This window comes from Epibacterium ulvae (genome assembly GCF_018678075.1).
Classification (GTDB): domain Bacteria; phylum Pseudomonadota; class Alphaproteobacteria; order Rhodobacterales; family Rhodobacteraceae; genus Epibacterium; species Epibacterium ulvae_A.
The window spans coordinates 57,367-69,304 of record NZ_JAHHIR010000005.1 but is presented as its reverse complement, the minus strand read 5'-3'; the positions used below and the strand labels follow the sequence as shown (position 1 = coordinate 69,304).

Annotated in this window: 9 protein-coding genes; 3 read left to right on the top strand and 6 right to left on the bottom strand. The window is 58.4% G+C overall.

Annotated elements, in window-relative coordinates:
• Positions 1 to 7: 7 nt before the first annotated feature.
• Both trpD and KMP13_RS00755 read right to left on the bottom strand, forming a co-directional pair.
• Positions 8 to 1,021 (bottom strand): anthranilate phosphoribosyltransferase, encoded by a 1,014-nt coding sequence (gene trpD / locus KMP13_RS00760; protein WP_215263531.1) that lies wholly within the window; start codon positions 1,019 to 1,021, stop codon positions 8 to 10.
• Positions 1,018 to 1,599 (bottom strand): anthranilate synthase component II, encoded by a 582-nt coding sequence (locus KMP13_RS00755; RefSeq protein ID WP_215263530.1) that lies wholly within the window; start codon positions 1,597 to 1,599, stop codon positions 1,018 to 1,020. The genes trpD and KMP13_RS00755 overlap by 4 nt, the downstream gene beginning before the upstream one ends.
• 194 nt (positions 1,600 to 1,793) lie before the next feature.
• Here KMP13_RS00755 and KMP13_RS00750 point away from each other — a divergent pair, with 194 nt between their 5' ends.
• From KMP13_RS00750 to yghX, 3 genes are all read left to right on the top strand, one after another.
• The gene (locus KMP13_RS00750; protein ID WP_215263529.1) at positions 1,794 to 3,410 is read left to right on the top strand and encodes a divergent polysaccharide deacetylase family protein; all 1,617 of its coding nucleotides are present in this window, start codon (positions 1,794 to 1,796) and stop codon (positions 3,408 to 3,410) included.
• Positions 3,411 to 3,588: 178 nt separating this feature from the next.
• Positions 3,589 to 5,466, top strand: coding sequence for a PhoX family protein (locus KMP13_RS00745; protein ID WP_215263528.1), 1,878 nt, complete (start codon positions 3,589 to 3,591; stop codon positions 5,464 to 5,466).
• A 156-nt stretch (positions 5,467 to 5,622) separates the two neighbouring features.
• Positions 5,623 to 6,525, top strand: coding sequence for a YghX family hydrolase (yghX, locus tag KMP13_RS00740; RefSeq protein ID WP_215263527.1), 903 nt, complete (start codon positions 5,623 to 5,625; stop codon positions 6,523 to 6,525).
• A 92-nt stretch (positions 6,526 to 6,617) separates the two neighbouring features.
• On the opposite strand, the gene trpE is transcribed toward yghX, so the two are convergent.
• From trpE to gpt, 4 genes are all read right to left on the bottom strand, one after another.
• Entirely contained in the window at positions 6,618 to 8,129 is a 1,512-nt protein-coding gene (gene trpE / locus KMP13_RS00735) for an anthranilate synthase component I (protein WP_215263526.1), read from the bottom strand.
• 17 nt (positions 8,130 to 8,146) lie between these two features.
• Positions 8,147 to 9,976: a peptidylprolyl isomerase gene (locus tag KMP13_RS00730; protein WP_215263525.1), complete on the bottom strand. Its 1,830-nt coding sequence runs from the start codon at positions 9,974 to 9,976 to the stop codon at positions 8,147 to 8,149.
• Between the two features lie 169 nt (positions 9,977 to 10,145).
• The gene (locus KMP13_RS00725; protein ID WP_215263524.1) at positions 10,146 to 11,330 is read right to left on the bottom strand and encodes an aminotransferase; all 1,185 of its coding nucleotides are present in this window, start codon (positions 11,328 to 11,330) and stop codon (positions 10,146 to 10,148) included.
• A 97-nt stretch (positions 11,331 to 11,427) separates the two neighbouring features.
• Complete coding sequence (gpt, locus tag KMP13_RS00720) at positions 11,428 to 11,931, bottom strand: xanthine phosphoribosyltransferase (protein ID WP_215263523.1); 504 nt, start codon at positions 11,929 to 11,931, stop codon at positions 11,428 to 11,430.
• Between the last annotated feature and the right edge of the window lie 7 nt (positions 11,932 to 11,938).

The window sequence follows — 11,938 nt, the reverse complement described above, 5'->3', positions numbered from 1 at the left end:
GTCAGGATCAGGCAGAGGTGAGGGCCGCGAGTGCTTCGACCTTGGCCTTGGCTGCGCCGCTGTCGATGCTTTCGCGTGCTTTTTCAACACCTTCTTTAAGGTTGCTCACGTGATCTGCGACCACAAGCGCGGCGGCTGTGTTGAGCAAAACGGCATCGCGATAGGCGGATGCCTCACCCGCCAGAAGCGCGCGGAAGGCAACCGCGTTCTCTTCGGGGGTGCCGCCGATGATCGCCTCAAACGGATGTACGGGCAGGCCGGCCTCTTCGGGGTGAATCTCAAAATCGCGAACCGCGCCGCCCTCAAGACCAGACACCCAAGAGGTGCCGGTAATGGTAAGCTCGTCCGTGCCATCGGAACCATGCACCAGCCATGCTTTTTCGGCGCCAAGCGCTTGCAGTGTATCAGCCATAGGCCGGATCAGATCGCGGCTGAACGCGCCGGTCAGCTGCCGGGTCACGCCGCCTGGGTTGGTTAATGGGCCAAGGATATTAAAGATGGTCCGGGTCCCCAGCTCTTGCCGCGTTGGCATCACATGCGCGACGGCGGGGTGGTGAACCGGTGCCATAAGAAAGCCAATTCCGATCTCGTTAATCGCGCGTTCCATCACAGGAGCGCCCGCCATCACATTGATTCCCATCTGAGATTGCAGATCAGCGGTGCCGGATTTCGACGACAGATTGCGGTTGCCATGTTTGGCGACAACAACGCCAGCGCCCGCCGCCACAAAAGCGGTCGCTGTAGAGATATTCAATGTGTTTTTACCGTCTCCGCCGGTGCCAACGATATCCATCGCACCATCCGGGGCAGAGACCGCGTTGCATTTGGCGCGCATCACGGCGGCAGCGGCAGCGTATTCTTCCACCGTCTCACCGCGGGTGCGCAGGGCCATCAACAACCCGCCGATCTGGCTGGGCGTGGCGGCTCCGTCAAACAGGATGCCAAAGGCTTCCTCGGCTTCGACACGGGTCAGGGAGCGGTCGGCGGCGGCACCGATCAGCGGTTTGAGCGCGTCACTCATGCCGACACCGTCATCTCGGTCAGGAAATTCTTGAGCAGCGCGTGGCCGTGCTCTGAGGCAATCGATTCCGGGTGAAACTGTACGCCGTGAATGGGCAGCTCTTTGTGTTGCAGGCCCATGATGGTGCCATCTTCCAGCTCTGCGGTCACTTCCAGACACTCGGGCAGCGTCTCACGGTCGACGACCAGCGAATGATACCGGGTCGCTTCAAACGGGGATGGCAGGCCGGCAAACAAACCTTTGCCCGTGTGGTTCATCGTGCCAATCTTGCCGTGCACTATCTCGTGACAGCGGGTCACACTGCCGCCAAAGGACTGGCCTATGGTCTGGTGACCCAGGCATACGCCCATCAACGGGGTGCGGGTTTCGGCTGCGGCTTCGGTCAAAGCAAGGCAAATCCCGGCCTGATCTGGATCACGTGGCCCCGGTGACAAAAGGATCGCGGCAGGGTTCAGCGCCATGGCTTCCTGAACATTCAGCGCATCATTGCGGTGCACCTGAACATCAGCGCCCAGCTCACCCAAATAGTGGACAAGGTTGTAGGTAAAGGAGTCATAGTTGTCGATTAGCAGCAGCATGGTTCGCGGCCTCGTTTTTGGCTGGCGGGACAGGGCCCCGCCGCAGTATAGTCGTCGCAACATAGATGTTCAGGGATGCGCGGCAGCGTCAAGGGCAGTTGAGCCCGCCAAAGCCGTATAGACAGTGTAAATGCCGGAAAACGGCGTTATCATACGCGCATACCTTGGCCGCAGAGACGAGAGGCGAGACAGGTATGCGGGGATTTTTGGGAGGCGTCGCGATTGGCGCATTGGTCTCGGGACTTGGGGCGGCGCTGGCCTCATTGGCGGTTCCGTTGCCACAGACCATTGAAGTGTCCAGCGAGGATCCGCTGGTTTCAGACGCGCCAGAGGTTGCAACCCCTGTGCCGGCTGAAAGTATTGCGCCCGATGCTGACCTGGTTGAGGCCTCGCCTGCAGTACCAGACAGCCCCGTCGCTTTGGATGATATCAGTTCAATCGCGCCCGGCCTCAGCACCCCTGCCGCCAAACCCGTGGTCGAAGATGCCACCAGCACGCTGTCTGACATCGACTTTGCCGCGAGTTCAGTTCCGGACGTGAACCAGACCCCGGACGCCGGGAATGGAGTGCCTTCACTGTCGCTTCCGGCACCCGATGCGCCGGCGGGGGATAGTGCGCCCGTGATCGAGACGACGTCTGCGCCATTGCCGGTCGATGAGCCCGAGGTGATTGTCGTCGAAGAGACGCCGGCTGAGGTGGCTGTTGAGGAGGCGATAGTTGTAGCACCAGCGGCACCGAAACCGGCCCAACCCGATCTTCCAGCCGATCTTCCAGCCGATCTCCCACTCGAAATCGCTGCGGACACCGCACCGGCTGCGACTGAAACAGAGACGGTTCAGGTCGAAACACCCGCGGAGCCCGAAGGCGAACAAAAAACCGCAGCGCCGCAAATTGCGTTGAACGTGCCCCAGATCGAGGCGCCGCAGCTGGGGGATGGCCTGCCGGGGCTAACTTTGCCGCAGGTTGCCGCACCCGTCGTGCCGCGTGATTTGCCCAGCGACGAAGGTCAGGAAGACCCACAAGCCGAAGCATCAGAGGATGAGAATCGGCCAGGTGTTGGAACACCGGGCGTGCAGCTTGGCACCCAAGGGTCCGAAGAGGGCGGATCGGCGCAAGCACCGCAATCGGATCTGCCGGCCTTTGTGCGCAACGCCGAGGAATTCATTGCTCTCGACGATCGCCCCTTGATGTCGATCGTCCTGATTGATGACGCTGGCAGCGTTGGTGCCGATGCGTTGGAAGAGTTCCCTTATCCGCTGACCTTTGCCATCCGTGCTGATGATCCGCAGGCCACCGCCAAGGCACAAGCGCGCCGCGCCGCCGGGTTTGAGGTTTTGATGCTGGTCGATCTGCCCCGTGACGCAGGTCCGCGTGAAGCCGAGGCCGCGATGGAGGTCTGGACGCCAAAACTGCCGCAGGCCTTGGGCATTTTGGAAGGGGTCGACACCGGTTTTCAGGGCAATCGCCCGCTCGCTGATCAAGTGGCCGCGCTGTCCGCATCGGGCGGATTGGGACTGGTAACCCAGGCCAAGGGTCTGAACACGGTGCAAAAACTGGCACTGCGCGATGGCATCCCTTCGGGTCTGGTGTTTCGTGACTTTGACGGTGCAGGTCAGGACCCACGCGCCATCCGAAGGTTCCTGGATCAGGCCGCGTTCCGTGCCGGTCAAGAAGGTGCAGTGATTATGTTGGGTCGCTTACAACCGGACACGATTTCGGCACTATTGTTGTGGGGGCTGCAAGACCGGGCCAGCCGCGTGCAATTGGCGCCAGTCTCGGCCAGCCTACGGACGGGCCTCCAAGGAGGCTAGTGCGTTTTAATTATTAAAATCAAACCACTAACAGATAAACTTAACCTGCGATTACGTCGCCAAAACCGACAATGGCGCAGGAAAACCCCCTAAAACTCTGACGCCGAATTCGTCATAAAAGTTACGTATGTGAACGATAGAGGGGCCACACCCAGTTCACATTAGCCAGGGGAATGAAATGGCCGATAAACGTGTAGATCTGTCGTGGGACGAGTGGGACGAATTGAACGACCCGCGTCCTGACCAAAACGAGTTTGACCAAGTTGTAGAAGACGCGCTGTCGCGTCGTGGTTTCCTGGGCGGCCTGGTGGCCTTTGGCTCAGGTGCGGCTGTTATGGGCACCGGTGCTCTGCTGTCGTCGACTGCCGAAGCCGCAACCTCAAGCCGCTTTGCGTTCAAGCCGATTGAGATCGCAACCGACGCCACCGTACATGTTCCAGAAGGTTACACCTGGGATATCCTGGCTCGCTGGGGTGATCCGCTGTTCTCCGACGCGCCAGAATTCAACCACGAAACCGGTGGTGATATCGCGTCTGACCGTATCTTTGGTGAAAACACCGACGGTATGGAACTGTATGAAGTGGGCGACAGGCAGCTGATCGCTGTGAACCACGAATACGTAAACCCCAAGATCAACCTTCCAAAAAACGAAGACGGCGTTCCGACGTCTGCCGAAGAAGTACGCAAGCTGCAGAACCTGCAGGGCGTTTCGGTCATCGAAGTTGAAGAGGCCGGTGACGGTTGGAAAATTGTCCAGGACAGCCCCTACAACCGCCGCATCCACCAGAACACCCCGATGCGCATTGCCGGTCCTGCGGCAGGTCACGACCTGCTGAAGACCGAAGCAGATCCAGCCGGTATCGAAGTTCTGGGCACCATGAACAACTGTGGTTCAGGTAAAACCCCTTGGGGCACATACCTGACCTGCGAAGAGAACTTTAACGGCTACTTCGGTTCCACCGACGAAACCGCCGAGCTGCCTGCCGCATTCTCGCGTTATGGCATCAAGGCCGAGAGCCGCTATTCTTACGAAAAGTTCGACCCGCGCTACGACCACGCGAAAACCCCGAACGAGCCAAACCGTTTTGGCTACATCGTGGAGATCGACCCAGCCGATCCCGAAAGCAAGCCTGTTAAGCGCACCGCTCTGGGTCGTTTCAAGCACGAAAACGCCGCTGTTGTGATCGCAAAAGACGGCCGTATCGTTGTGTATCTTGGCGATGATGAACGTGGCGAGTTCCTGTATCGCTACGTGTCCAACGGTGTATACCAACCCGGTGGCGACACCGAGCACCTGCTGAACGAAGGCACGCTTTATGTTGCCAAGTTCCACGGTGACAGCAAAGGTCGTTGGTTGCCACTGACACCAGAAACCACCGGCATGGACGCGGTTGAGATCTGCATCCACACTCGTATGGCGGCCTCTGCCGTTGGCGGCACCACCATGGACCGTCCGGAATGGGTTGCAACCAACCCAATCGCGGTCGAAGCCTATTGCGCGCTGACCAACAACCGCAACCGTGGCGTCAAGCCAAACGCAGGTGGCGATGACACCTCGGTTAACGCTGTGAACCCACGCGAAGCCAACAACTATGGCCAGATCGTACGCTGGACGCCTGTGGAAGAAAACCACGCGGCCGACACGTTTGATTGGGACCTCTATGTCATGGCAGGCAACCCGAACGTGCACGGTGACGAATATGCGGGTTCCGCAAACGTCCACCCGGGCAACATGTTCAACTCGCCCGACGGTATGGCGTTTGATACAGCAGGCCTCTTGTGGATCCAGACCGATGGTAACTTCAAGAACGAAGGCGACTTCGAAGGCCAGGGCAACAACCAGATGCTGGTTGGCGACCCTGTTACCGGCGAAATCGTACGCTTCATGACCGTGCCTTACGGCGCCGAAGTTACCGGCATCTGCTGGTCATCCGACCGCCGCTCGCTGTTTGTGGGCGTTCAGCACCCAGCTGCACCTTTCCCGGACGGCGACGGCAAACTGGCCCGTTCCGCAGTGATCGTGGTCAAGCGTGAAGACGGCGCTCTGATCGGTTAAGCCGCTCAAAACATTAAATAACCAGCGGCACGCCCCAAACGGCGTGCCGTTTTTTGTTGCCACAAAGAAGTGTGAACACAAGTTACAATTGCATGCTACGGTTTTTTCAAATCAAAATTGGAGTCATCATGGACTTCATTGACAGGAGGGTTTGACATGAACACCGAGACCAACAAACGCAAAAAAGCCAGTGACTTTGACCAAAGGATCCTTGAGATCTTTGATGGCTATGTGCACGGCAAGATCAACAAACGCGAATTTATGACCCAAGCCGGGCGCTATGCGGCGGCAGGTGTCACCGGCGCGATGCTGTTCGAACAGCTGCAGCCAAACTATGCCTGGGCCGCACAAGTGGCCGAAGACGATCCATCGATTGAAACCGAATGGGTCGAATATGAAAGCCCCGAAGGGCACGGCACCATTCGCGGTCTGATGGCCAAACCAGCTGGCGCCACCGGTAGACTGCCCGCGGTTCTGGTTGTGCATGAAAACCGTGGCCTGAACCCCTATATCCAAGACGTCGTACGCCGCGCCGCCAAAGCAGGTTACCTCGCACTTGGCCCCGATGGGCTGTCCCCCTTGGGTGGCTATCCCGGCACCGACGACGAAGGCCGCACCATGCAGCGCAGCATGGATCGTGCCAAGCTGATGGAAGACTTTTTTGCAGCCTTTGAACATCTGCGCGATCACGAAGGCTCCACCGGCAAGGTCGGCGCAGTTGGCTTCTGCTACGGCGGTGGTGTCTGCAACGCACTGGCCGTGGCCTATCCCGATCTCGCCGCATCCGTCCCATTTTACGGCCGCCAGCCGGCAGCAGAAGATGTGCCCGCGATCCAAGCGCCATTGATGATCCAATACGCAGGGCTCGACCAACGTGTGAACGAAGGCTGGGAAGCCTATTCCGCCGCGCTGCGCGAACATCAAAAAGCCTTCACCGTCCATTTCTACCCGGATGTGAACCACGGGTTCCACAATGACACCACGCCGCGCTACGACGAGGAAGCCGCAACGTTGGCCTGGGAACGCACCTTGGAATTCTTCGAAGAAAACCTGACCTGATCACCGGTTAAAGACACAGAAAAAGGGGCGCGATGATCCGCACCCCTTCATCTTTTCAAAAATACTTCCGCCGGAGGCATCTGACCTCAGCCTCATGAATTACCGTTGCGAATGAACCGCGCCGCATCTGCCGCCGCACGACGGATGGCGTTGGATTTATGCACGGTTTCCATAAATTCAGCCTCAGGATCGCTGTCATTAACAACACCGCCGCCGGCCTGAATATAGAGCTTTTGATCCTTCACGATCGCGGTACGCAGGGCGATACACATATCCATATCACCGCCGGCCGAGAAATAGCCCACACCACCGCCATAGACACCGCGCTTTTCTGGCTCCAACTCGTCGATGATCTCCATCGCGCGCACCTTGGGTGCACCGGACACAGTGCCTGCGGGCATACCGGCAAAGAACGCATCCAGCGCGTCTTTGTCTGCGTCCAGCTCTCCGACCACGTTGGACACGATATGCATCACATGGCTGTAGCGTTCGATGATAAACTCTTCGGTGGGTTTAACCGTGCCGATTTTGGCCACGCGACCCACGTCATTGCGGCCCAGATCCAGCAGCATCAGGTGTTCTGCCAGCTCTTTCTTATCGGCGAGCAGATCCAACTCGTTCGCCTTGTCTTCTTCCGGCGTCGCGCCACGGGGGCGGGTGCCTGCAATGGGGCGAATGGTGACCTCATTGCCAAAAACCCGCACTAGGATCTCGGGGCTTGCGCCCACAACCTGGAAGCCACCAAAGTTGAAATAGAACATAAACGGCGACGGGTTCGTGCGACGCAGGGAGCGATACAGCGCAAAGGGCGGCAGCGGGAAATCATGTGTCCAACGCTGTGCCGGAACCACTTGAAAGATGTCGCCTGCGCGGATGTATTCCTTGGCCTTTTCCACCGCTTCTATATAGCCGGATTTGGTGAAATTCGACACAGGCTCACCTACGTCGCGGCTATCGCCCAGATCGCGCGTGGCTTCGGGCATGGCGCGTTCCAGATCGCGCACCGCATCCATCACCCGTTCCGAGGCCTGCGCATAGGCGGCTTTGGCCGATTGCTCACCACTGCTCCACACAGGTGAGACCACGGTGACCTCTCCTTTGACGCCGTCCAGAACTGCAATCACCGAGGGGCGCATCATTATCGCATCCGGCAGGCCCAATGGGTCAGGGTTCACATTGGGCAGGACCTCAACATGGCGCACCATGTCATAGCCGAGATAGCCAAACAGACCCGCCGCCGCCTGGGGCAGATCATCTGGCAGGTCGATTTTGATCTCAGCCAACAGAGCGCGCAGATTGTCCAGCGGGTTACCGTCCTGCGCGACAAAGGCGTCTTCGTCAAACCGCGCATTGCGGTTCAGCTCGGAATGGGTGCCACGGGAGCGCCAGACCAGATCGGGTTTCATGCCGATGATGGAATACCGGCCGCGCACTTCGCCGCCAGTCACCGATTCCAACATAAACGCGTCTCTTTGCGCACCTGTCAGTTTCAGCATCAAAGAGACCGGCGTGTCCAGATCCGCAGCCAACCGGGTATAGACCACTTGATTTTCGCCGCGCTCATATGCTGCGGCGAAATCATTGTATTCGGGTGTCAGAGCCATGTGGAATTTGCCCTTAGTTAATTGAAGTTGGCCTGAACGGCCGCCAAGGTCTGCGGGTTCACTTGCGGATCAGCCTGTTGCAGCAACTCGGTTGCATAGGCGTCAAACATTGCCTGCGCCAGCGACTGATCCAGCTGCTGAGCGATCGCATTGGCAAGCGTTGTCAGATCATCGGTTTGTGCCGGTGCAAGCGTTTCGTCCAAGCGCACAACCACGGTGTTCTCGGCTCCATCGACCACGCGCAAATCACCGACGGCCATTTCAAAGATCTCATTCATCATGTTCGCGGGTGTGAGATCAAGATAGGCGGTGCGGGTCAGGCCTTCTTCGACCGCGACGGTTGCGGATTCGGGGAAGGAACCGGCTGCTTCAGTTTTGGATTTCAGATCCTCGGCCTGGGCGGCAACAGCCGTGGCAATTCGGTCCGCATTCCAAGCGGCCAGGATTGCGTCCTGCGCTTCGTCAAATGGCTGCGGGCGGGGTTCAAGAACCTCATCCAGGCGCAACGCATAAAGGCTGCCATCGGCGAGGAAGTCCACGGTTGGGAAATCTTCCAATGTCACCGCTGCGGCGCGGGCGCGGAACCCATCATAGGCGGCGATGTCTGCGTCGCTTTGCGGGGTCCAATCGATCTGACCAAGCGCCAGACCATCGCTGGCGGACAGCTCTTCCAATGTGACACCACCGGCCAGCAGGTCTTCGATGTCTTCGCTGCGGGTCTCGATCAGACGGCGGGCGCGGTCGCCTGCCAATTCGCGGCGCAGCTCGTCGCGGACATCATCCAATGCTGTGGTGCGCGCGTCCAAAACACCGTTGATCCGATAAAGCGCCGGACCCAGGTTTGAGGGCAAAGGCCCAACAACAGAGCCTGAAGCAGCCGCAAAAACACCCTCGGCGGCGTCGCCCAGATCTTCGCGTGTGACGTCACCCATATCGATATCGGCCAGTGCCAGACCGCGATCAGCAACCAGAGCTTCAAACACGGTGCCGCCCAGATCCAGCTGTGCCTTGGCGGTCTCAGCTGCGGATTGGTCGACAAAGACCAGACGCTCCACCAGACGACGTTCAGGCAGCTGATAGATCTCGGCGCGGTCGTTAAAGAGCGCTTCAATCGTGGCTTCGTCAATTTCGATATCGTTGATCACCATCTCGGGGCTGAGCTGCACATAGGAAATCACTTTGGTCTCGGGCAGGGTGAAGTCGGCAATGTTGTCGTCGTAGAATTCGCGCAGCTCTGCGTCTGATGGCGCGACCTGGGGCAAGATCACATCATCCGGTGACAGCACAACATAAGAGAAGCTGCGACGAGAGCCTACGTAATCCAGCAGAGTTTTCTGCATCAAAGGCGGCATTTTCACACCCGAGATCACGGCACCCTGAACCAGGGTGCGGGCGGTTTCCAGACGGATGTCGGCCTCAAACTCACGTTCGCTCAGACCTGCGTTTTGCAGCGCAAAGGCATAGGACTCACGGTCAAAAGAACCGTCGATCCCTTGGAAGGCGTCGATCTCTGAAATCTCGCGCAGCAGGTTGTCGTCACCGGTAGAAACGCCGATGCGTTTGACCTCATTGTTGATCGCCGCGACCGAGACCAGACGGTTCAAAACCGCACGATCCAGGCCAAATTCGATCATCTGCGACACGGTAAAAGACTGACCGGTCTGAGCCTGCAGGGCGCGTTGTTCCTGTTGAAGGGCGCGCGCGTATTGGTTGACCGTGACTTCTTCGTCGCCAACGGTTGCCACTGCGGTGCCAGATCCGGTGAAGCTGACCGCGCCAAAGCCCATAAGGCCCAGGATCAGCATCCCCATTAGGATCCAAACAAAAGTTTTTGAGAGTTTTTTCATGCCTGCCGCCCTGATGGCCAAAGTCCTGTTTTGTGCGATTTTGCCCCGGCGCATCACGCGGGGTTTGATCGCACATCTATCGTTCGCGGACCTGAATACGCTGCCACAGTCGAGGGAGCAAGGTCGCGCGAGGCTTCGCGATGGAAACTGTTAAGTCAGATCACCGAAATTACGGCCCCTCGGGCGTCCAAGCGGCGAGGCGATCAAACAGCTCCGCAATTCCTGACGCGTCGACATTGGCAAATGCAATCCGGAACTGGCGCGCGCCGCTTGGATCATCCGATGGCGTGAACATTGTGCCCGGCAGCATCAAGACACCGCAGTCATGGATCAGCTGTTTCGCCAAATCATCCGCCGTTTGCGGGAAAGGATGTTCCACATAAGCAAAATAGGCGCCACTGCCCAACAGTTTCCATCCGCGCTCTGCCAGGACCGAAAAACCGTTTTCTATGGCGGCGCGGCGCGACAGGATTTCGGCCCGTTCGCCCGCCAGCCAGTCTGACAGGTTCTCGATCCCCCAGGTCGCGGCGATCTGACCGATTTGACTGGGGCAGATCGTATGAGTGTCCAGGAACTTTTCGATTTCGAACAATTTAAGCGCCCCAGTTACAATCGCGCCAACCCGGTGGCCTGTCAGACGATAGGCTTTGGAAAAGGAATAGAGGTGGATAAGATTTTGGTCCCATTCAGTTTTTTGAAACAATTTATGGGGCGCGCCTTCACGTAGATCAAAGTCGCGGTAGGTCTCATCCAGGATCAGCGCCAAGTTGTGTCGCTTGGCCAGATCAAAGAAGGTCTCTACCAACCCCTCGGGATACTCCACACCGCAGGGGTTGTTGGGCGTGATCAAAACCATGGCGCGGGTTTTCGATGTGATCCGCTGTTCGGCATCAACTACGTCTGGCAACATGCCCGCGCCCACTGGCAGCGGCACGGCGCTGACACCGGCTAAATCGAGCGCCATCTTGTGGTTGAAGTACCAGGGCGTCGGCAGAATGACTTCGTCCCCTTCATCGCAGAGGCTGGCGATGGTGGCAGCGAAGGCTTGATTGGCACCTGACGTGATGCCCACGTGAGCCGGTAAAACCGACCCGTCGTAACGGTTGCTGATTTGGGTTGCGAGAGCCACGCGCAGCGCATCGCGGCCCAAAACCGCCCCATACAAATGTGCGCTGGTGTCATGTAACGCGGCCTCCGCCATGACCTGACGCAGCGCTTCGGGTGGGATATCGGCTGGTGCGGCCTGGCTGAGGTTCAGCAAAGGCCGCTCTGCCGAGAAAGTGACGCCTTCGAGCCAGCGACGCGATTCGACAATGGGTGAAGAAAAAGTGCGTTGGGTGCGCGGCGTTGCCATGTCAGAGGTCTCCGTCAAAAAGATGGCGCGTTTCAAAAGTCACGCAAATAAAAAAAGCGCCCCCAAACAGGAGCGCCTTGCGATTTCAGACCGGGTCTCAATCTGTGCCGCGATAGGGCTCCACATATTGCAGCGCCATGTCCCAGGGGAAGAAGATCCATGTGTCCTGGCTCACCTCGGTGATGAACGTATCCACCTGTGGGCGGCCTTTGGGTTTGGCGTAGACGGTTGCGAAATGCGCTTTTGGATACATCTCGCGCACCAGTTCCAGCGTTTTGCCGCTGTCGACCAGATCGTCGATGACCAAGACGCCTTCGCCGTCCTTCATCAGCTCCGCGTCAGGTGCTTTGAGCACCTGCGCGTTGCCCTGATCCTGATGGTGATAGGATTTGACACTGATGGTATCCACGGTGCGAATGTCCAGCTCGCGGCTGACAATCATCGCCGGCGCCATGCCACCACGGGTGATCGCCACAACGGCGCGCCATGCGCCACCGTCAGGACCCTGACCATCCAGCCGCCACGCAAGCGCGCGACTATCGCGATGGATTTGATCCCAGCTGATATGAAAACCTTTTTCGTGTGGAAGACGGTCTGTCATAACGTTG

Coding starts and splice junctions, on each gene's coding strand:
- trpD (WP_215263531.1), bottom strand. CDS start 1,021: ATGAGTGACGCGCTCAAACCGCTGATCGGTGCCGCCGCCGACCGCTCC.
- KMP13_RS00755 (WP_215263530.1), bottom strand. CDS start 1,599: ATGCTGCTGCTAATCGACAACTATGACTCCTTTACCTACAACCTTGTC.
- KMP13_RS00750 (WP_215263529.1), top strand. CDS start 1,794: ATGCGGGGATTTTTGGGAGGCGTCGCGATTGGCGCATTGGTCTCGGGA.
- KMP13_RS00745 (WP_215263528.1), top strand. CDS start 3,589: ATGGCCGATAAACGTGTAGATCTGTCGTGGGACGAGTGGGACGAATTG.
- yghX (WP_215263527.1), top strand. CDS start 5,623: ATGAACACCGAGACCAACAAACGCAAAAAAGCCAGTGACTTTGACCAA.
- trpE (WP_215263526.1), bottom strand. CDS start 8,129: ATGGCTCTGACACCCGAATACAATGATTTCGCCGCAGCATATGAGCGC.
- KMP13_RS00730 (WP_215263525.1), bottom strand. CDS start 9,976: ATGAAAAAACTCTCAAAAACTTTTGTTTGGATCCTAATGGGGATGCTG.
- KMP13_RS00725 (WP_215263524.1), bottom strand. CDS start 11,330: ATGGCAACGCCGCGCACCCAACGCACTTTTTCTTCACCCATTGTCGAA.
- gpt (WP_215263523.1), bottom strand. CDS start 11,931: ATGACAGACCGTCTTCCACACGAAAAAGGTTTTCATATCAGCTGGGAT.